The following is a 21167-nucleotide window of genomic DNA, read 5'->3' as shown; positions in this document are numbered from 1 at the left end:
CTTATTTTGTAACTTTTTCCAGTTTCATTAATGTTGTTTTTGTTCTCGCAGAAGTGAAAAAAGTTGATGCATCTCTTCACTGCTTAAAATCGTTCCTGCTCGTTCTTTTTGTTTTAAAAATTCAACTTTATTGTTGATATATAGATTGAGGAAGTTTTCCAATGTATCTAAAAAAAAGTCTTCATACTTTTCTTTTTTGATGTCATTTTCCCATACAGCTAATTTATTTAGTTGCTTATATTCGGGCTTGTCTCGCCAATGTTCAAGTAACTGCCCTGTAGTTATATGGGGTGTTAAGCGACATATTTCAAGTAATGAGTTTAATAAAGTGATACCCGGCAAATTGAGCTCTTTAAACTCAGGGAACTCAGGCAATCCATAGGCCATACTCGGATGCTGTAGTAAAAGTGAAATAGCCAAGCGCATTGGGGTTACTTTCTGTTTTTTATTTTTATTTTCTGTTTTTTGTGCGTCAGGTAGTAGTTTTTTTAGGCCATCTTCATCCACTCCTAATAAAACAACTAAGCGTTCTTTCATCATCTGTCTAAAGACGCTTTCTGGTAATTTGCTAATTAACGGGATTGCCAGTTGTGCCAGTTTTGTTTTACTGTCGCGGTTTCCCATATCCACCTGTGCTATCAGGTGTTGGAAAAGAAAATCAGATAACGGCAGTGCTTGTTCTATTAATAATTCAAAGGCTTGTTTGCCTTCTTTCTGTACTAAGCTGTCTGGATCTTCGCCATCAGCAAGAAACATAAAGCGTAATGTACGGCCGTCTTGTATATAGGGAAGGGCATTTTCTAATGCTCGCCAAGCCGCATCTCTGCCTGCTTTGTCACCATCAAAACAGCAAACCACTTCACTGCTATGACGGAAAAGAATGTGGATATGATCGGCGGTAGTACTGGTGCCAAGTGATGCAACAGCATAATTTATACCGAATTGCGCAAGTGCAACCACATCCATATAGCCTTCAACTACTAAGATACGTTGAATTTCTTTGTAGGCTTGTTTGACTTGATATAAGCCGTAAAGCTCTTTGCCTTTATGAAAAAGGGGGGTTTCAGGCGAATTTAAGTATTTGGGCTCTTCATTGCTTAGTACTCTGCCTCCAAAACCTATTACCCGTCCGCGGCGATCGTGAATGGGAAACATAATGCGATTGCGGAAGCGATCGTAGCTACCACTTTTTTCTTTGGCGATTAGCATGCCCGCTTCGATTAGCTGCTTTTCTAATTCAGTAGAAATGGCAAAGCGTTTGCGCAGTTCGTCCCAGCCATCAGGCGCGTAACCTATCTTAAACTGTTTAACCGTCTCTCCGGATAAACCGCGGCCTTTAAGATAATTGATCACTTGCGGACTGTTTTTATGCTGACGTAATTGCTGCTGATAGAAAATGGTGATCTCAGTCATCAACTGATAAAGATCTTTTCGGTCAATGTAAGTGCTTTGCGTCGAACTCCCTGTAGCAGTTTCTTCGCGTGGCACTTCTATGGATAATTGCTCGGCAAGTGTTTCAATGGCGTCGACGAATTCAACTCCATCATATTCCATAATAAATGTGAGTACATTGCCACTCGCGCCGCAGTTGAAGCAATGATAAAACTGTTTGTCACTACTCACTGAAAAGGAGGAATTATTATTACCGTTATGGAAAGGGCAGCAAGCGCGATAATCTTTGCCTTTCTTTTTTAATTTTACACGGCTATCAATAAAATCGACAATATCGGTGCGCGCGATAAGATCGTCAATAAAATTTCGTGGAATGCGTCCAGCCATGTATTAAACCATTTATTAAATTCGTTATTAATCGGATTGTGTAATTGTCGATAAGCAAACAAAAAAGCCCCAAGCTTACAATGAAGCTTGGGGCTTTTTTATTTAACGAGCGATTGGTTTAAGCCAAAGCAGCTTTTACAAGCTTGCTGACTTCACCCATATCCGCTCGTCCTTGAATATCTTTTGTGAGTAATCCCATCACTTTCCCCATATCTTGCATACCCTTTGCACCTGAAGATGCAACAGCCTGCTCGATTAAAGTTTTCACTTCATCAGAGGTCAGTGGTTGTGGAAGAAACTCCTGCAATATAGCAAGCTCTATCTTTTCTATATCAGCAAGATCAATTCGATTCGCTTTTTCAAATTGAGTAATTGAATCTTTACGCTGTTTGACTGATTTAATAATAACAGCCATAACGTCATCATCATTTAGTTCAACTCTATCGTCAATCTCAATTTGTTTAACAGCAGCAAGCAACATACGGATAGTGCCCAAGCGGACCTTATCCTTTGCTCTCATTGCAATTATTTGCTCTTCTTTTAATCTTGCTTTTAATAACATAGAAAAACCCTTATCTAATAATTAGTAAAGGCGAACGCGACGTGCGTTTTCACGAGAAAGTTTTTTCAAGTGACGTTTAACTGCAGCTGCTTTAGCGCGTTTACGTACTGTAGTAGGTTTCTCAAAGTATTCACGTTTACGTGTTTCAGCTAAGATACCTGCTTTTTCGCAAGAGCGTTTAAAACGACGTAGTGCTACGTCAAATGGTTCGTTTTCACGAAGTTTAATTACTGGCATGTGCCTATTACCTTTATGGTTACGGTCGTATACTGACCAGTTCATTTAAAATGGTGCGAGATTTTAATCCTATTTGGGGCTGAAAGTAAAGGATTAGTGTGTTAAATATAGTTAAAAAAGAGGAAAGATCTGTAAGATCTTATTTTTATATAAGCCGCGTTGCGTCTATTGACAATAAGCTGATGAAAAAAAACACTGTTAATAATCTATTTACGTTAAACTAGCGCGTTATTTTCAATACAATTATCTTCTCATCCGTTTTAGTTTTTTGCAAACGGGCATTTATTATTTTCGTAAAGGAGCATTTGTCATATGCGTATTTTAGGTATCGAGACCTCATGTGATGAAACAGGGATTGCGATTTATGATGATCAATTAGGTCTTTTGTCACATCAGTTGTATAGCCAAGTGGCATTGCATGCGGATTATGGCGGCGTAGTGCCTGAGCTTGCATCGCGAGATCATGTACGTAAAACCATCCCGTTAATTAAAGAAGCGCTTGCTGCAGCAAACTGCACTAAAGATGATATCGATGGTATTGCTTTTACCGCCGGGCCTGGTTTAGTGGGAGCGCTATTAGTCGGCGCGTGTATTGGTCGCAGTTTAGCATTTGCATGGAATAAACCTGCCATCGCAGTTCACCATATGGAAGGGCATTTACTCGCGCCTATGCTGGAGGAAAAACGGCCTGAATTTCCATTTTTGGCTTTATTAGTTTCTGGTGGTCATACCTTGATGGTGCGGGTAGATGATATTGGTGAATATCAGCTATTAGGTGAAAGTATTGATGATGCGGCTGGTGAGGCGTTTGATAAAACCGCCAAATTACTTGGCCTTGATTATCCCGGTGGTCCTCGTTTAGCCAAGCTTGCTGAAAAGGGGGTTGCGGGACGGTTTGTTTTTCCAAGGCCAATGACCAATAAACCCGGCTTGAATTTTAGCTTTAGCGGATTGAAAACCTTTGCTGCGAATACGATTCATGCACAGGGAAATGATCCGCAAACACAAGCTGATATCGCCTTGGCGTTTCAAGATGCGGTTATCGATACCCTTGCCATTAAATGTAAACGTGCGCTAAAAGAAACCGGATTAAAGCGTTTAGTGGTCGCAGGGGGAGTGAGTGCGAATCAGTCGCTCCGTGAACAGCTGGCGATCTTAATGCGCTCTTTAGGCGGTCAGGTATTTTATCCGCGCAATGAATTTTGTACGGATAATGGTGCAATGATAGCATATGCCGGAATGCAGCGTTTAAAAGCGGGGCACTTTGAAGCGTTAGCGATTCAAGCAAAACCGCGCTGGCCCTTGGAACAATTGGCTAGTGTAAAATCGTCTCTTTAATATTTTAGTGATGTAAATTGCCCTTGTTTCAGTATAATCACACCCATATTTGACCTTTACTTTTTATTTATATAAGAATTTATAAGATGACCCAGAGAGACACAAAAAACAATTTAAACCAGCAAGATGTGAATAAACCTATTTATCAAGCTGACTACCAAGATGATGAGATCGATTTGCGTGAACTTATCAAGGTTATCTGGGATTACAAATGGCTAACGGTTGCACTTTGCACTTTGGCCATTATCGGATCTGTTTTTTATGCGTTAAATGCGCAAGAGTGGTGGGTCGCTAAAGGCAAGGTGATTGCGCCTCAGGTAAATGATGTGGCTGCACTTTACGCTCAAAGTAACAAAGTAAGTGCGATATTGAATGCCAATGATTTATTTAATAATGATAATGATAATAATAATAATACGAAACAAGTATCTAAAGAACTGGTTGAGCTTTTTGAGCCGGAGACATTATTTAAAAATTTTATTAATGCATTTAATTCATCAATCAATAAAAAGAACTTTTTAGAAAAAAACAGTGCTTTTTTAGCCTACTTACAGGCGCAGCAGATATCAGTTCCAAGCAAGGAAAGACGAGCATCGGACCAAGAAAGTCGTCAGAATTATTTGATGGTATTAAATCATTGGATGAAAGAGATAAATGCTACATTTGACAGTAAAACATCTGAAGTGGCGTTATCTTTTCGCAGTGCAACGAAAGCATCTTCTGCTGAATTATTAAATGAATATATTCTTTTTATTGGCGAAAATGTCAAACAAAATCAAGTTGAAAAGTTTTTATTATTTGTTGATTCAGCAAAAAATGAGTTGCAAGTTTCATTGTCGATGACCGAGCAAAGAGCCGCGCGAGAGTTAGCTATTTTATTACAAAAAACCGAATATGCTTATCAGATTGCTTCCCATTCAGGTTTAGTTGAATACAAAACCAACCTCAATAAAGAGGATGAATTATTTCAAATTAATCTCGGTGAAAAGGCCTTAAAAGCTAAAATTAATGTTTTAAAATCGATTCAGGATTTAAGCGTTTTAGCGCCCTCTCTGGCAACTATGGCAATCACACTTGATGCATTAAATAAATTAGAGTTTGCCGATGATCGCTCTTTTATTCCTTATCGGTATTTAGAGGTTGTTGAAGAGCCCTTAAACCGCGCGGCACCTAAACGTGCGTTAATTGTTATTTTAGCGACACTGCTGGCAGGTATGCTGTCTATCTTTATTGCCTTAGTGCACTACTTTATGACTAAAAAACAGGAAAATTAATCGTTCGCTTTTCATTTAAAAAGGCGCAATTAAATTGCGCCTTTTTACTTACTATTCCTGTCGCGTTAGCTTAGCCAGCACGCAGCAATTTAGCTGCCTCTACCATGTTTTTTAGTGCCGGTTTTACTTCATGCCACTGTCTGGTTTTTAGACCGCAATCCGGATTGACCCATAACTGCTCTGCTGGAATGCGCAGCGCTGCTTTTTTCATTAACTGCACCATCTGCTCGATAGTTGGTGTGTTAGGAGAATGGATATCATAAACACCGGGCCCAATTGCATTGGGATAGTTAAACTCTTCAAATATATCCAGTAATTCCATATCAGATCGGGATGTTTCAATGGTTAACACATCCGCATCCATCTCTGCTATTGCAGCAATAATATCGTTAAATTCGGAATAGCACATATGCGTGTGGATCTGGGTTTTATCTTCAACGCCGTTGGCCGTGATACGAAATGCTTGGATTGCCCAAGCGAGGTATTCAGACCATTTAGAACGATGCAGAGGTAACTTTTCACGCAGAGCAGCCTCATCAATTTGAATAATATTAATGCCCGCTTTTTCCAGATCTAATACTTCATCTCGAATTGCCAGTGCAATTTGATTGCAGGTTATCTGCAGCGCTTGATCATCACGTACAAATGACCAGTTTAGAATAGTCACAGGGCCGGTTAACATCCCTTTTACCTGTTTTTTTGTCAATGATTGCGCGTATTCTGCCCATTCGACAGTCATCGCTTGTGGGCGTGAAACATCGCCAAACAAGATAGGGGGTTTAACGCAACGGGAGCCGTAGGACTGTACCCAGCCGAACTGCGTAAAAGCAAAACCATCAAGTAGCTCACCGAAGTATTCCACCATGTCATTGCGCTCGGCTTCGCCATGGACTAACACATCAAGCCCAATAGCATGTTGCTCGTTAATACAAAGTTCAATCGATTGTTGCATGCTGTTTTTGTATTGAGCGGCGCTGATTTCACCCAAACGTTTGGCTTTGCGCGTTGCGCGAATATCATTGGTTTGCGGGAATGAGCCGATGGTCGTGGTCGGGTAGTTTGGCAAATTTAAATAAGAGTGCTGAATAGCGGCGCGCTGCGTAAAATCGTTATTACGTTCACCCAGCGTGCTGCTGATACCCGCTACTCGTAATTGCACTTTTGGCTTATTAACGCGCGTGCTGTTACTGCGCTTTTGCAGTGCTAACCTGTTTTCCTCAAGAGCACTGCTAACAGAGTCAGCTCCTTGGTTTAAAGCGCAGCCTAAGACCTTTAATTCCTGAAGTTTCTGAGTGGCAAAGGCTAACCATGATTTAATTTCACTGTCGAACTTCTGCTCGCTATTAAGATCTACCGGCACATGCAATAACGATGAGCTGGGTGCAATCCATAAACGCTCTTTTAATTGGTTATGGATAGGTGTTAGCCAGGCTAGGGTGGTATTAAGATCGGTTTTCCAGATATTGCAGCCGTTGATGATGCCCAGTGATAACACTTTATCTTTGCCCAGATAGCTAATGGCGGGTTTAACTTCATGGCGCGCGTTCACAGCGTCAAGATGCAATCCGGCAACAGGCAGTTCACAGGCCAGTTTTAGATTGTCTTTAAGCTCACCAAAATAAGTGGTTAATAATAGTTTAAGCTTTGATTGTGCTAACTTTTGATATGCATGCTGCAGCGCACTCTGCCACTTTTTATCTATTTCCATTACTAATATGGGCTCATCAATTTGTAGCCATTCAATCCCTTTCTCTTCGAGTAAAATGAAAAGCTGTGCGTAAATTTCTAGTAAAGCGGGAAGCAGATCTAATTTATTGCTCTGGTCTTTTTCTTTACCCAACCACAAATAAGTAACGGGGCCGATAATAACGGGTTTTACATTTTTATTTAGCAGCTGTAGCTCTGCAATCTGGCCAAGTAAATTATCCGCATTTAAGGTAAAGGTCGTTTGCGCATCAAATTCAGGCACTATGTAATGGTAATTTGTATTAAACCATTTGGTCATCTCCCCCGCCTGTGTTTCACCCTCATTGCTATCAATTGCCGAGCAGCAGCTTTTGCTCTGCGATCGTCCGCGTGCCACGCGGAAGTAGTTATCCAAGGAATTATCATCTTCACTTTGTTTGGCCCTCGCTGGAATATTGCCCACTAAAAAGCTGCTGTCGAGTACTTGATCGTAGAGTGAAAAATCACCTACAGTATGCAGATCCAGGGATAATTCCTGCTGTTCAAGCCAGTTGTTTTGGCGCAGCTCGGCAGCGGTTGCGTAGAGTTGCGCTTCTGTGATTTCACCTGACCAAAATTTTTCTTGAGCAAATTTCAGTTGGCGCTTATTGCCGATACGTGGAAATCCTAAGTGATGCAGTTGTGCCATTTTTTATCTCTTATCGTTATGGTTGAAGTAGAAAGTGATTATGGGTACTATCAATCATGAAAAATAATGATGTTTTATCTGCAATCGATGAGGTTTATTCATAATGATCGAGCCGTCACATCTTAAAATCATGCTTGCCCTGCATGAAAAGGGGACATTAACTCAGGCCGCTGATGCACTTTGTTTAACGCAATCTGCGCTGTCTCACCAAATCCGCTATTTAGAGAAAAAATTGAATGTGAAGTTATGGCAACGCTATGGCCGCCGATTGCGTTTAACCGCCGCGGGGGAGCTGTTACTGCAAACAGCAAAAAAAGTGCTGCCTACTTTATTGCAAACCGAACAGGCTTTAAAAGCAATGGGAGACGGAGTAGAGGGGCTGCTGCGGATAGGTGTCGAGTGCTTCCCATGCAATGAGTGGCTGACACAAGTGGTCGCGCACTCTCTGCAGCGGCAGCCGAATGTCGACATTGATATCATCAGACAATTTCATTTTTCCGGTATTGAAGGGCTGCTTAACCATCATGTGGATTTACTGATAACACCCGATAAGATCGACCATAAGTTATTGCAGCACTACCCACTATTTGATTATGAGCAGGTTTTGCTTGTTTCAGATAAGCATCCATTGGCCAAACAAAGAGATGTTTCAGCCGAACAATTACAAAGTGAGGTGCTCTTTACTTTTCCCATTGAAAAGCAACGTTTGGATATTTATCAGCAATTTTTATGGCCTGCAAAGGTGCAGCCCAAAGGGCACAAACAGATAGAGTCATTAGCGATTATGTTACAGATGGTTGAATATCAGCGAGGTGTTTGTGTACTGCCGGAGTGGCTGGCAGACAGTTCCAGTGAACAGTACGGTGTAAAAAAATTACGTTTAGGTAACAAAGGCATCCATAAAACATTATATGCAATGATTAAAAAGCAGGATCAGAGCATAACGTATATCAATAATTTTATTGAGTTCGGTAAAAAAAATGCGTTAGCTCCGCGATTCACTGAGTAGTGCCTTATTCTCTTTAGAAAAACAGCAAGATATTTAAGCGATAACGGTTTGTAAATAGAGATATTGCTACAGAAAAGCAGATAAATTAACAAGAAAATTTTTGTTTTAATAAATTCAGGCATCGCTTGCATAATAAATAATTTATCTTGTTTTTTTACTCATTTCTAAAAAAAGTGACAGAAAATGATGCAAATCACCCCCCCGGCCATTGGAAAAAGGTAGATTATCCCCAATTGTGATCGATGTAACAAAAACTTTCGTCTATAATGCTCTCTTAAATAGCAGTTGAGCGGGAAATGCTTAACTAAGAGATAGTGTGGTAGCTTCGCTTGAATGAATGTTCAGGCAGTGGATTCAGAATTCTGTAATTTTAAAATCAAATGAGAGGGCATATCATGTCAGTAAAAAAAATGGTTGATTTAGATCTAGCCGGCAAACGTGTATTTATCCGTCAAGATCTTAATGTTCCAATTAAAGATGGAAAAGTAACATCTGATGCACGTATCCGTGCTTCTATCCCAACAATTAAATTGGCGTTAGAAAAAGGCGCTAAAGTGATGATTACCTCTCACCTGGGTCGTCCAGTTGAAGGTGGCACTGCAGAAGAAAATGCAGCATTTACATTACAACCTGTTGTGGATTACTTAAACGAAGCATTAGATGTACCTGTTCGTTTAGCAACTGATTACTTAAATGGCCTGGATCTTAATGAAGGCGAAGTAGTAGTGCTTGAAAACGTGCGTTTTAACAAAGGCGAGAAAAAAGATGAAGAAGTCTTAAGCAAACAGCTTGCGGCGCTTTGTGACGTTTATGTTATGGATGCATTCGGTACGGCTCACCGTGCACAGGCATCTACTCACGGTATCGCTAAGTTTGCTGACGTTGCTTGTGCAGGTCCATTACTTGCAGCTGAACTTGAAGCGCTAGGTAAAGCGATGGATAACCCCGCTCGTCCATTAGTGGCAATCGTGGGTGGCTCTAAAGTATCGACTAAACTGACAGTACTTGAGTCTTTATCTAAAATTGCTGACCAACTGGTTGTTGGTGGTGGTATTGCTAATACCTTTATTGCGGCACAAGGCCATAATGTTGGTAAATCATTGTATGAAGCAGATCTGGTTGAAACAGCTAAAAGATTAATGGTTGAGTGTGCAATTCCAGTTGCAACAGATGTTGCATGTGCAAAAGCATTTGATGAAAATGCAGAAGCAGTAATCAAAAATGTTGCAGATGTACAAGATGATGACATGATCTTCGATTTAGGCCCAGATTCAACTAAAGTGCTTGCTGATATAATTAAGGGTGCCAAAACAATTCTTTGGAATGGCCCTGTTGGCGTATTTGAATTCAAAAACTTTGAAGCGGGTACTGCCGGTATCTCTAAAGCGATTGCTGAATCAGCAGGTTTCTCTGTTGCAGGCGGTGGTGATACATTGGCTGCTATCGATAAATTCGGTATCGCAGCAGATGTTTCTTACATCTCTACTGGTGGTGGCGCGTTCCTTGAGTTCGTTGAAGGTAAAGTATTACCGGCTGTGGCGATGTTAGAGTCACGTGCAAGCAACTAAGAAAGCAAATAAAGCGAGATAAACTCTCGCTTTACTTGGGACTTTTATTCGTGTGTTTTTTATCACCTTATTGTGGTATATTATGCCCGAAATTTAGCAGTATTTAATTTAACTAAATAGGATTATCCTCATGACTAAGATTTTAGACGTTGTAAAACCTGGTGTTATCACTGGTGATGACTTACAAAAAGTATTTGCAGTTGCAAAAGAAAACAAATTTGCACTTCCTGCGGTAAACGTTATTGGCAGCGATTCAATCAATGCAGTACTTGAAGCAGCAGCTAAAGTTAAAGCTCCAGTTGTTATTCAGTTCTCTAACGGCGGCGCAGTATTTAACGCAGGTAAAGGTCTTAAACTTGAAGGTCAAGAAGCAGCTGTTCTTGGCGCGGTTTCTGGTGCTAAACACGTTCACGCAATGGCAGCAGCTTACGGTGTTCCAGTTATTCTTCATACTGACCACGCAGCTAAAAAATTGCTTCCTTGGATCGACGGACTACTAACTGCAAGTGAAGCTCACTTTGCAGAAACTGGTAAACCTCTTTTCTCTTCACACATGCTTGATCTTTCTGAAGAGCCTCTAGAAGAAAATATCGCAACTTGTGCTAAATACCTAGAGCGTATGGCTAAAATGGGTATGACGCTTGAGATTGAACTAGGTTGTACTGGTGGTGAAGAAGACGGTGTTGATAACTCTGATATGGATGATTCATTACTTTATACTCAACCATCTGAAGTTGATTACGCATACACTGAACTTTCTAAAATTAGCCCACGTTTCACTATCGCGGCTTCTTTTGGTAACGTACACGGTGTTTACAAACCAGGTAACGTTAAACTAACGCCAACTATTTTACGTGATTCACAAGCATTTGTTTCTGAGAAGCACGCTCTTCCAGTTAACAGCTTAAACTTCGTATTCCACGGTGGTTCTGGTTCATCTGAAGCTGAAATTCAAGAGTCTATCGGTTACGGTGTTATCAAAATGAACATCGATACAGATACGCAGTGGGCATGTTGGGATGGTGTTCGTGGTTATGATGCTAAAAACCATGATTTCTTACAAGGCCAAATCGGTAACCCAACGGGTGCAGATGCGCCTAACAAGAAATACTACGATCCACGTGCATGGTTACGTGCTGGTCAAGAGTCTATGGTTGCACGTCTTGAGAAAGCATTCTCAGATCTTAACGCAATCGACGTATTATAATTTAATTGCCCTGCATACCTGCAGGGGACTTTAAATTCAGAGAGCCGGCTTAATAGCCGGTTTTTTTTTGCCCAAAGAAAACTAATTAACTAAACTACGTCATAGGTTAACCCATTCTATTGAGAGGAACTGTTATGCGTTATTGGCAATATTTATTGATTACAGTTATTTCTGTTTTTTGCACTTCCAGTTTAGCGGATTCAATACCGGATGCTCCCTCTATTTCGGTAACCGGAAGCGCTGAACTTGAGGTGACACCCGATCAGGTTATTATCAAATTTCATGCATCAGCGATAGAGCCCAGTGGCACACTTGCTAAAAGCAGGGTTGATCAGCAGGTATCCACATTATTGGCAAACCTAAAAAAAGCCGGATTTAACAGTGAAAAACTAGAAAGTGCAGATCTTTATATTCGAGCAGAATATGATTACCAAAAAGATAAACGCACACTGCTAGGGATCCGTGCAACACGTGATTTAACTTATCTATTAACCGATATTAATAAAGTCAGTCATTTCTTAGATGCGCTATTAAGTGCGAATATTGATTCGATTGAGCCGTTGCAATATGGACTGCAATCGCCAGATGCATGGCAGCTTAAAGTTCGTCTGATGGCAGTGGACGATTCAATGGAAAAGGGATCTGTTTTGGCACAGGCTTACAAGTCTGAGTTAGGGAAAATATATTCTGTGAATTACCAAGATTCTTATTCTCGTCCTGTAATGATGAGGACAATGCAAAGTGAAATGGCGGCCACAACTTACCAGATAAAAAAAATCAAGTTAAGCGACCGTGTACAGGCTGTTTTTTTATTGAAACCTTAGGGGATCGGAGAGGCTTATCTGTAAATCGCCTTTAGCCTCTTTATTAAAAAACATTAAGTTACTTTGTAGTGGCTGAAATAGGGTGAGAAGGTGGTTTATAAAAGGTTGCATTATTTGCCTGTCAAAGCTGCTTTCTAAACTCAAATAGGTACTTAACCTTTCAGGGGTGATATGAATGGTTAAGTAATTATGCCCATCAATGGCATTTAATGAGTAACCTTTGGGATGGAAGGTAAATTGGTCTATCAGTAGCTTAGGAAAAAATTCAGCGACAGCAAGTGTCACTTCTATCTGCTCAGTTGAAGCCTCACCGGTTTGCAGAATTTTTGCAAAAAGGCCCGACAAACCATGCAACATCAAAATATGTTTGCTGTGCAGATCTGCTGCTGCGCTCTCCCCGAAGAAAAACAGATCCCCCTGATATTTCCCTTGCCAGTGCTGCGTAATCCCCTGTAAATGTGAATTTAAAAGCACGCTGTCTTGTGCAAAGTTACTTTTTTGCAATTCGGGTTGAGCTGGCTGGTGACGATGAAATAACAGGGATTGAATTTTTTCTTTGGCAATATTTTTTTGAAAAAAATGCGCGGCATTAACAAGGTGGGTATTTCCACAGGTGAGCAGCAGCAGTTTATTCTTCCAAATAAATAAACTTGATTCTGATAACAGATAAGCACGGATATGTTCATTTTCTATTTTAGATAGGATAAAAGCGCCTGCTTGTTCAACCATTGTTTTCCAAAACTGCTCAGGAAATTGCAACATCTCATTTTGTTTGAGAGTGATCTCTAAACGTTTTTCAGTGCCTTCATAAAACATTTAATTTAATACCTGCTTTTTTATGTCATTTCAAAATTTAATAGCGGTAGTTTAGCGCAATGCATAAAAGAATTGCAGATATAAAAAAACCGCAATGAAGCGGCTTTTTAGATAATAAGTAGTTTGGTTTAGCGCGTACCAAATACAACGATGGTTTTGCCGTGAGCAGAGATTAAACCTTGCTCCTCAAGCATTTTCAGGATTCGTCCAACAGTTTCGCGTGAGCAGCCAACAATTTGGCCGATCTCTTGACGAGTGATTTTGATTTGCATTCCATCTGGGTGCGTCATCGCATCAGGTTGTTTTGCAAGATCAAGCAGTGTATTTGCGATACGGCCTGTAACATCTAAGAATGCTAAGTTACCTACTTTTTGGCTAGTAATTTGTAAACGGTTAGCCATTTGGCGTGATAAGCGCATTAAAATTTCAGGGTTAACTGTGATAAGTTGAGTAAACTTCTTATAAGAAATTTCAGCAACTTCACAAGAAGATTTTGCTTTTACAGAAGCACTGCGAATTGGATTTTCTTCTTTATCAAATAACCCCAATTCCCCCAGAAAGTCACCTTGGTTTAAGTAGGATAAGATCATCTCTTTACCATCTTCATCTTTGATCAAAACAGCAACAGATCCTTTGACGATAAAGTAAAGCGTATCGGCTTTCTCACCTGCGTGGATAAGCATGCTTTTAGCCGGGTATTTATGTGTATGGCAGTGTGATAGAAACCACTCTAACGTAGGATCGGCTTGAGGTTTGGTGATGATCATAAAGTTCCCTTAATCGGTATTGAATAGCTAATTTGCTATCTCTTGTTATTCTTTTGTATAGCAAGAGTTTAATAATAGTTATAAGCCTAATTGTATCTCTTTTTACGTGTCGTCGATAACATTTATCCTTTTATGTTCTTCAATAAATTAGATCTTTGTCAGAAAACAAAAACATTTTATAAATAAAATGATTGTTTTAGTCTATGTTGATGCAGTTGATTAAATGTAATGGTCGATTATTGTCCATCCATTAATTGCATTTGTTGATTAAGTTGATTTTGATGAATGAGCGTGACACTTTCAGAAAGCTCTGAATATAAGATAACAACGCTTCCTTTTTTTAATTGTTGTAGTACCTTTTCTCTTTTTTCGGGCAAAGAAACTTCCTGTTCTCCGTAGTCCGTTCCCTCTCGTAATATAAAATATTCGATCAAGTTATTTAACGTATCTAAATCTAGATCCTGATAGGGTATAAGCATGTCTCTCCTACAACGTGAGTGCTAATTAATGTTAAAGTAGATTCTTATATTTGGGCATATGGTGAAGTATGAGCGTATTAGACGATTTATTAAAGAGTAATGAGCAGTGGGCTGCAAAAATAAATAAAGAAGATCCTACTTTTTTTTCACAACTAGCGGAACAACAGTCACCTGATTACTTATGGATTGGTTGTTCAGATAGCCGTGTCCCTGCAATTCAACTGTTAGGGATGATGCCGGGTGATATCTTTGTCCATCGTAATATTGCCAATTTAGTTGTGCACACAGATTTAAGTTGTATGTCTGTTATTCAATATGCAGTGGATATATTGCAAGTGAAACATATTATCGTAACCGGGCATTATGATTGTGGCGGTATTAAGGCGGCGATGCAAAAGCAGTCGTTTGATTTGATTGATGGATGGCTGCGTAACATTAAAGATACCTATGTAAAATACAGCGACAGCTTTAGTGATGAGATGACGGAAGATCAGCGCATGAATCATTTAACCGAGCTTAATGTTATTGAGCAGGCAAAAAATGTTTGCCATACCACATGTGTTCAGGAGGCTTGGTCAAGGGGACAGGAATTAACTGTGCATGGGTTTATTTATTCAGTGAAAGACGGGCGTTTAAAAGATCTTAATATGAATTTTGATAATTTGGATAAGATCAATGATCTGTACCATATTAGATAAGTTATGATGGTTAAAAAGAAAGATTCACAACAAAGAATGATTTAAACAAAATTAAGGACGATTTTTTAATGAAAAAACTATTATTTGTTTTATGCAGTTTAACATTAGCTAGCACAGTATCTGCCGCAGATATAAATGCAGGTAAAGCTAAATCAGCGGTTTGTTCCGTCTGTCATGGCGCGGACGGCGTCTCAGCCATACCTATTTACCCAAACTTAAAAGGGCAGAAAGAGGCGTATTTATATGGGTCATTAAAAGCTTATAAGTCGGGACAACGCCAAGGAGGAATGTCTGCAATTATGAAACCGCAAGCGGATCTTTTATCTGATGCAGATATGGCAAACTTAGCTGCATATTACGCATCATTAAAATAATGATACTGATCAGAAATGATGATTGCAGATCTCACTTTTTCTCTGCTGCTTTAGTCAGTTTCAGATAAAAAAACGGCCTCGATTAAGAGGCCGTTTCTAGTTATATTGCTTCTCTGCTGTTATTACAGATCGTCACTGTGCTCAGCTAAGTATTTAGCAACACCTTCTGTCGACTCTACCATACCTGCTTTATCTTTCGCCCATTGTGCAGGACATACTTCACCGTGCTCTTCGTGGAATTGAAGTGCATCAACCATTCGCAGCATTTCATCGATATTGCGGCCGAGAGGAAGATCGTTAACGACTTGATGACGTACCACACCATTTTTATCGATTAAGAATGAACCGCGCAGTGCAACGCCAGCTTCTTCTAGCTCAACATCATAGGCTTTACAAATTTCATGTTTAACATCTGCAACCAATGGGTATTGAACTGCGCCGATGCCACCATTATTGATGTCTGTATTGCGCCATGCGTTATGCGTGAATTGAGAATCAATTGAAATACCAATTACTTCAACACCACGCGCCTGGAATTCACCAAAACGTTTATCGAATGCAATTAACTCAGAAGGACATACAAAAGTGAAATCAAGAGGGTAGAAAAAGATAACGACTTCTTTACCGGCAGTAGCCTCTTTAAGGTTAAAGCTATCTACAATTTCGCCATTGCCCAGTACAGCTGCTGCTGTAAAATCAGGTGCTTGCTTGCCTACTAATACCATAATACTTTCCTCTTAGTGAATAATAAGTCATATTTTACTTGCTGTTTATTGCTCTAGCATGCGCGAAAGTATAGGCAGAATCGAATTGTTTATACCAATTAGATCAATAGTTTTTTACTATTAAAAATTAATTTGTGATGGGGTATACCTAAAACACTCTAAAGCTGTGTCTTCATGCGATTTTGGTATAGTTGTTTTTTGGCTATTATTTAAATTAAGTATTCTCTGCCTAGGAATGCAGGGAGCTAAAAGGCAATAATGGAGGTTATCGCCTTGTTCTAGCATCCGAGCGAAGCTCTGAATCTGCATTTTGAAGTAGCTTGGATATAATTTTAACTTAAGGGTTACGACCATATTTAGAAAAGTCGGGTTTACGCTTTTCATTAAATGCGTTGCGACCTTCCTGGCCCTCTTCACTCATGTAAAATAGCATAGTGGCATTGCCTGCTAATTCTTGTAAACCGGCTTGGCCATCGCAATCGGCATTAAGCGCAGCCTTTAAACAACGCAATGCCATGGGGCTGTTTTGCAGTATCTCGCGGCACCATTTAACGGTCTCTTTTTCTAAGTCCGCTAAAGGTACAACAGTATTCACCAATCCCATATCAACAGCTTCATGCGCATCATACATGCGACATAAGAACCATATTTCGCGCGCTTTTTTCTGGCCAACGATACGTGCCATATAGCTCGCTCCCCAGCCGCCATCAAAGGAGCCCACTTTGGGGCCGGTTTGACCAAATTGAGCGTTGTCTGCTGCGATGGTTAAATCACACATCATATGTAAAACATGACCGCCGCCAACGGCATAACCTGCAACCATGGCAATAATGGGTTTGGGGCAAGTACGGATTTGTCGTTGAAAATCTAATACATTAAGGTGATGGCCACCCATTTCGTCTTTATATCCAGAATCACCGCGAACGCTTTGATCACCGCCTGAACAAAAGGCTAGGTCACCTTGACCTGTTAAAATAATGACGCCAATTTTATTATCGTAACGCGCATCATTTAGTGCCTGCATCATCTCGTTAACTGTATGTGGGCGAAAGGCATTACGCACTTGCGGACGGTTAATGGTGATTTTAGCAATGCCATCGGCTTTGTTGTAAATAATATCGGTGAACTCCAGTTCACTCTTTCCCCAAGTTATGGGCGCATAGAAATTTTGTTCCGGCATTTTTATCTCATATTTGTTGTTAGCGAAAAATCATATTGTTATCTGCTGCATTATATACTGTGCATATTTTAGAGGAGATTGATGATGAATATTATGGCCTACAGCATCAAACTCAGTCACCTTAACATCTGTTTGACGGGATAATTTATCCGCTATTTTTTTAAATTTCAGATCTCTTTCACCAAAACAGTAAGCAATGGTTAATGGTTTTACTTTTAAGCTGTTGTTTTGCAGATAGGGTAAAATATCAGTTTGTTTCGAGAGGCTTGTTGCCAGCAGCATATTGGCTAAGCAGACACCATAGTTATGGCTTCGTTTTTTAATGAAAAGATCTTTTTCCTGGCAAGAAAGATCACTGAAAATAGCTTGTTCATACCATTCATATACGCTTTGCATAACACTTTCTGTAGCAAAGCGCTTTGCCCAATTAAGATCATGTTTGTAGCGTTGCTCTTTATCTGCTTGTGTCGTCAGTCCGGTATGGCAAGACTCTAAAATCAGGTGCTGTAAATAAGGATCGTTTTGGGTTCGCGCATAATCAAGCGCAATGCGTCCGCCAAGGGAGTAACCAATAAGGCTATATTGCTTAACTTCCAAATCATCCAATGCTTGTCTAATCAAACGGTGACAGTATGCAAATCCCTCTTCTAACGGGGGGGTGCTGGTGACTGAATGGCCATGTCCAGGCAGATCTAAACAGACACAATAGTAGTCGGTTTTAAGATGGTCAATTGTTTCTGACCACTCATCAGAATTCCCTAAAAAACCATGTAAAAAAACCAGCGTGGGATTTTCGGCTTTACCTTGTGTCTGACTAAAAAGTGGCATTTTTTATCTGCTCTTTAATATATTCAAGTTGCTCACTAGTTTGGTCGTTTTTAACGCAAACTTCAATTAAAGAGATCTCGTTTTTTAACGCTTTTTGATAATTACTTTTGAATTCATCAACTCGGCTTGGCTGGTAATAATTGATAGAAAATTGTTTGCAGGTATCCGCAAAGGTCAAGCCATGCGGCAGTTGGTAAAACTGTTGTTTTTGTTGGGCGGGTACGGGGAGTAAATTAAATATTGCCCCCCCATCATTATTAATAACTATGATAATAAAAGGGTGATTAAGCTGCTTTAATAGCGTCAAAGAATTTAAATCATAAAGAAAAGAGGTGTCGCCTATTAACAGGGTGGTAACCTGCTGTGCGTTTTTGGCGACTCCCACGGCCGTAGCGAGTAAGCCGTCAATGCCACTCGCTCCCCGATTACTAAAAACAGGCCCCCGGTTTTTTTTCATAAACATATCTGCTATGCGAATCGGCATACTGTTACCGATAAATAGCGGTTTATTGTCTGGCAGTAATTTATCTAATGCGGCAACGATATTGATTTCACAAAGCATCTCATTTGCCAGAAAGGGCTTTATAATTTGTTGTGAAATTTGCTGATGCTGCTGAGTAAGCATCACTAGCCAGTTCTCATCTGTTACTGGCAGTGTTTTTGAATGCGCTGCAATCCATTGACTGGCGTCATTGGCAAAACGTTTTGTTAGTTGATGGTCAGGATCAATACATTGATCCCCTTTTTGTACCAACCAATATTCACCATCAAACTGCCTGATAAATAGGGTTAAGCGTTTAGAGATAAGTTTATCGCCAAACTGAATAATAATATCTGCGTCAGCTAGCTGTTCTTGAAAGCGCTTATTGAGCAGCGCAATGTCATAATAAAAGAGATTGTTTTCAACGCCAGTGAGTGATGATTGAATATCTGCGAGCAGCGGATAGTGATTCTTTTTCGCAAATTCAGCAATCAATTGGGCCTGATTGCTGTCTTCCAGACGACCAACAATGATCAGTGCTTTTTTACCCGAAAGCTGCAGATGAGAACTTGCTGCCTCAGCCATTTGCGGCCGAAGATAGCAAGTGAAAGCTTGCTTACTAGTTGACCATTTTTTCAAGGGTGATAAATATTTCCGGTAGTTAACGCTAGTATGTTGTGGGTAGAACGGCTCAGAAAAAGCGAGATTAAAATGGATAGGTGCGGGCGTGTTTCTCTGCTTAACCAGTCCCTGATTAATAGTGGTTAAAAGATAATTGGGTTTTATCTCTAGTGTCGGGCTTGGGATCTGCCTGAAAAAAACCGGATAATGGGTAAAAATAGCGTGTTGATCAATCGCTTGATTTGCACCGCAGTTAATTAACTCAGGCGGTCTGTCGGCGGACAATATAATCAGCGGGATACCGCTGTGTTTAGCTTCAATAACAGCTGGGTAAAGGTTTGCTACCGCAGTGCCGGATGTGGTGATAATAACCACTGGTTTATGGCTTGATAAACTAAGGCCGAGTGCAAAGAAACCCAGTCCTCGTTCGTCAAAGTGAACATGTGTATTGACCTGTTTATGTGTGGCGGCGGCTAATGTTAAAGGGGTTGACCGAGAGCCCGGTGCGATACAAAAATCATGGATATCATTGCGTACTAACTCTTCGATAAAAAGTGCCGCCCATAACAAATTAATATTAGGAAAGGTTTGTGGAAATGTTGCACTGTTTACTGATCCTTCGCTCATCTTTATTTACGCTCTTTTTAGGCCGATAAAATAGCTAAAATGGTATGAATTTTATTGTCTAGTTCTTGCCACTCTTGGCTTGCAATAGAGCCTGTGACGATACCTGCACCTGCAAACAGTTTGATTTTATTGTCTGTAATTAAGGCACTGCGAATGGCGACACTAAAGTCACTTTTATCTTTGTTTAAATAGCCCACCGCACCGGCATACCAGCCTCGCCGGTAAGGCTCATTATCATTGATAAACTGCGCCGCCGGAAGTTTCGGACAGCCGCCGACAGCAGGCGTTGGGTGAAGTTTATGGAGAAGGTTGGCATCTGTAGTGTGTGCATTTAAGAGGGCATTAATCGGTACGCATAAATGCTGCACATTATGCAGCTGCATAACCTGTGCATTTTCGCATGAGACCTGTGCTTTTAACTGCTTAAGATTAGAGATTATAAACTCTTGTACCAGATAGTTCTCACGATCTATTTTTTTATCCGTTAACAGGCTTTGTGATAAAAAAGCATCTTCCCGTTCATTGCGGCCTCTGTTAATGGTGCCTGCTAAGGCTTCTGTTTTGAGTGTGCGGTTTTCCCGGCAAAAAAGACGCTCTGGAGAGCAACTAATAAAGGCATGTTTTTTTGAAAACTGGAAACTGAAATGGAAACTATTGGGGTTCGCTTGTTGCCATTGATCAAGCAGATCTAAATGGTTGACACTTTTATTACAGAGAAGCTCAGTTTCACGTGATAAAACAACTTTTGGTAATAATGCTTTATATTCGATAGCCAGATCCACCAAATCCGCCCACTGTTTCTGATTGGGGCGATCTTTGCGCGAGATGATAGTGTTATTCACCGCTGTTAACGGGTGCGCTTTCTGCAATCGATTGACCAGTTCTATCGTCTCTTGAATTGAGTGCAACCCGTTAAAATGGCAGGTTAGGGTTAACTTTTGTTGGCACTGTTTAAATTCCAATGCCGGGCGAATAAAACGCGTCGCCGGAAAGTCTTCCCATTGCGGCCCCTGTTGCTGGAAAGCGAGCCCGCCAAAATAGCAGGCTTGATCGAGCGGTAGTGGAATATTATTACTCTCTTCTATCTGCCCTAAGCAAGCAATGGTCTGTTTCTGCTCTTTATCTTGCCAATATATTGCAGGATAGATCGGATTATCGGCAAGAGATTGCCCTTTTAATAAAGCCAATAGATTAACAGTTGCAACAGGAATAACTAAATTAAAGTCCGGTTTATCACCCTGTTCTTTTGCAAATTTTTGTAATTGATCGTTGATATAATTAATCATGGATTTAAAGCTTCGCTCGCTGCGACCAACGGGGGATATTGGTATTCTGAAATTAGGTTTGTTAATGTAGCGCGATTAACCCCTTATTCCTAGTTGGAATAACAGATAATGAA

20 protein-coding genes are annotated in these 21167 nt (G+C 40.3%); 8 read left to right on the top strand and 12 right to left on the bottom strand.

All coding sequences use genetic code 11. The annotated features are described in order from the left end of the window. Positions 1-27 precede the first annotated feature (27 nt). The 3 genes from dnaG to rpsU all read right to left on the bottom strand — a co-directional run bounded on the left by dnaG (position 28) and on the right by rpsU (position 2578). Positions 28-1779, bottom strand: coding sequence for a DNA primase (gene dnaG, locus ACJAT7_RS04640; RefSeq protein ID WP_415225630.1), 1752 nt, complete (start codon positions 1777-1779; stop codon positions 28-30). A 118-nt stretch (positions 1780-1897) separates the two neighbouring features. Further along, positions 1898-2341, bottom strand: coding sequence for a GatB/YqeY domain-containing protein (locus ACJAT7_RS04635; protein WP_415225629.1), 444 nt, complete (start codon positions 2339-2341; stop codon positions 1898-1900). A 21-nt stretch (positions 2342-2362) separates the two neighbouring features. Continuing rightward, positions 2363-2578, bottom strand: a complete 216-nt coding sequence (rpsU, locus tag ACJAT7_RS04630; RefSeq protein WP_015464331.1) for a 30S ribosomal protein S21 — start codon at positions 2576-2578, stop codon at positions 2363-2365. Between the two features lie 312 nt (positions 2579-2890). Here rpsU and tsaD point away from each other — a divergent pair, with 312 nt between their 5' ends. Together tsaD and ACJAT7_RS04620 are read left to right on the top strand one after the other, a co-directional pair. Then, positions 2891-3916, top strand: a complete 1026-nt coding sequence (gene tsaD, locus ACJAT7_RS04625; protein WP_415225628.1) for a tRNA (adenosine(37)-N6)-threonylcarbamoyltransferase complex transferase subunit TsaD — start codon at positions 2891-2893, stop codon at positions 3914-3916. Between the two features lie 86 nt (positions 3917-4002). Further along, positions 4003-5190, top strand: a complete 1188-nt coding sequence (locus ACJAT7_RS04620; protein ID WP_415225627.1) for a Wzz/FepE/Etk N-terminal domain-containing protein — start codon at positions 4003-4005, stop codon at positions 5188-5190. Positions 5191-5260: 70 nt separating this feature from the next. Here ACJAT7_RS04620 and metE read toward each other — a convergent pair whose 3' ends face one another. Continuing rightward, entirely contained in the window at positions 5261-7564 is a 2304-nt protein-coding gene (gene metE, locus ACJAT7_RS04615) for a 5-methyltetrahydropteroyltriglutamate--homocysteine S-methyltransferase (RefSeq protein WP_415225626.1), read from the bottom strand. A gap of 103 nt (positions 7565-7667) precedes the next feature. Here metE and ACJAT7_RS04610 point away from each other — a divergent pair, with 103 nt between their 5' ends. The 4 genes from ACJAT7_RS04610 (at position 7668) to ACJAT7_RS04595 (ending at position 12172) form a co-directional block, all read left to right on the top strand. Continuing rightward, the gene (locus ACJAT7_RS04610) at positions 7668-8573 is read left to right on the top strand and encodes a LysR family transcriptional regulator (RefSeq protein ID WP_415225625.1); all 906 of its coding nucleotides are present in this window, start codon (positions 7668-7670) and stop codon (positions 8571-8573) included. Between the two features lie 395 nt (positions 8574-8968). Further along, the gene (locus tag ACJAT7_RS04605; RefSeq protein ID WP_415225624.1) at positions 8969-10141 is read left to right on the top strand and encodes a phosphoglycerate kinase; all 1173 of its coding nucleotides are present in this window, start codon (positions 8969-8971) and stop codon (positions 10139-10141) included. A 130-nt stretch (positions 10142-10271) separates the two neighbouring features. Further along, positions 10272-11348: a class II fructose-bisphosphate aldolase gene (gene fbaA, locus ACJAT7_RS04600; protein ID WP_415225623.1), complete on the top strand. Its 1077-nt coding sequence runs from the start codon at positions 10272-10274 to the stop codon at positions 11346-11348. Between the two features lie 134 nt (positions 11349-11482). Beyond that, complete coding sequence (locus tag ACJAT7_RS04595; RefSeq protein WP_415225622.1) at positions 11483-12172, top strand: SIMPL domain-containing protein; 690 nt, start codon at positions 11483-11485, stop codon at positions 12170-12172. On the opposite strand, the gene ACJAT7_RS04590 is transcribed toward ACJAT7_RS04595, so the two are convergent. The 3 genes from ACJAT7_RS04590 to ACJAT7_RS04580 form a co-directional block, all read right to left on the bottom strand. Then, positions 12158-12988: an S-adenosylmethionine decarboxylase gene (locus ACJAT7_RS04590; RefSeq protein ID WP_415225621.1), complete on the bottom strand. Its 831-nt coding sequence runs from the start codon at positions 12986-12988 to the stop codon at positions 12158-12160. The two genes, ACJAT7_RS04595 and ACJAT7_RS04590, sit on opposite strands and share 15 nt — an antisense overlap. 128 nt (positions 12989-13116) lie before the next feature. Continuing rightward, positions 13117-13755 carry a cAMP-activated global transcriptional regulator CRP gene (crp, locus tag ACJAT7_RS04585; RefSeq protein ID WP_415225620.1) on the bottom strand — a complete coding sequence of 213 codons (639 nt, stop codon included), beginning with the start codon at positions 13753-13755 and terminating at the stop codon, positions 13117-13119. A 236-nt stretch (positions 13756-13991) separates the two neighbouring features. Continuing rightward, positions 13992-14234 (bottom strand): YheU family protein, encoded by a 243-nt coding sequence (locus ACJAT7_RS04580; RefSeq protein ID WP_415225619.1) that lies wholly within the window; start codon positions 14232-14234, stop codon positions 13992-13994. A gap of 68 nt (positions 14235-14302) precedes the next feature. Between ACJAT7_RS04580 and can the strand changes: the two genes are divergently transcribed. Together can and ACJAT7_RS04570 are read left to right on the top strand one after the other, a co-directional pair. Further along, positions 14303-14932 carry a carbonate dehydratase gene (can, locus tag ACJAT7_RS04575; protein WP_415225618.1) on the top strand — a complete coding sequence of 210 codons (630 nt, stop codon included), beginning with the start codon at positions 14303-14305 and terminating at the stop codon, positions 14930-14932. 68 nt (positions 14933-15000) lie between these two features. Beyond that, positions 15001-15306: a c-type cytochrome gene (locus ACJAT7_RS04570; protein WP_415225617.1), complete on the top strand. Its 306-nt coding sequence runs from the start codon at positions 15001-15003 to the stop codon at positions 15304-15306. A gap of 122 nt (positions 15307-15428) precedes the next feature. On the opposite strand, the gene ACJAT7_RS04565 is transcribed toward ACJAT7_RS04570, so the two are convergent. The 5 genes from ACJAT7_RS04565 to ACJAT7_RS04545 form a co-directional block, all read right to left on the bottom strand. Then, entirely contained in the window at positions 15429-16034 is a 606-nt protein-coding gene (locus tag ACJAT7_RS04565) for a peroxiredoxin C (RefSeq protein WP_415225637.1), read from the bottom strand. A gap of 334 nt (positions 16035-16368) precedes the next feature. After that, positions 16369-17211 (bottom strand): 1,4-dihydroxy-2-naphthoyl-CoA synthase, encoded by an 843-nt coding sequence (gene menB / locus ACJAT7_RS04560; protein ID WP_415225616.1) that lies wholly within the window; start codon positions 17209-17211, stop codon positions 16369-16371. 30 nt (positions 17212-17241) lie between these two features. Then, positions 17242-18039 carry a 2-succinyl-6-hydroxy-2,4-cyclohexadiene-1-carboxylate synthase gene (gene menH / locus ACJAT7_RS04555; protein WP_415225615.1) on the bottom strand — a complete coding sequence of 266 codons (798 nt, stop codon included), beginning with the start codon at positions 18037-18039 and terminating at the stop codon, positions 17242-17244. Then, positions 18026-19768 carry a 2-succinyl-5-enolpyruvyl-6-hydroxy-3-cyclohexene-1-carboxylic-acid synthase gene (menD, locus tag ACJAT7_RS04550; RefSeq protein ID WP_415225614.1) on the bottom strand — a complete coding sequence of 581 codons (1743 nt, stop codon included), beginning with the start codon at positions 19766-19768 and terminating at the stop codon, positions 18026-18028. Before menD ends, menH begins: the two co-directional genes overlap by 14 nt. Positions 19769-19785: 17 nt before the next feature. Further along, the gene (locus tag ACJAT7_RS04545) at positions 19786-21054 is read right to left on the bottom strand and encodes an isochorismate synthase (RefSeq protein WP_415225613.1); all 1269 of its coding nucleotides are present in this window, start codon (positions 21052-21054) and stop codon (positions 19786-19788) included. Between the last annotated feature and the right edge of the window lie 113 nt (positions 21055-21167).

The organism is Psychromonas sp. (assembly GCF_047632995.1).
Taxonomy (GTDB): domain Bacteria; phylum Pseudomonadota; class Gammaproteobacteria; order Enterobacterales; family Psychromonadaceae; genus Psychromonas.
The sequence above is the reverse complement of the archived record's forward strand: the minus strand, read 5'-3'. Positions and strand labels throughout refer to the sequence as shown.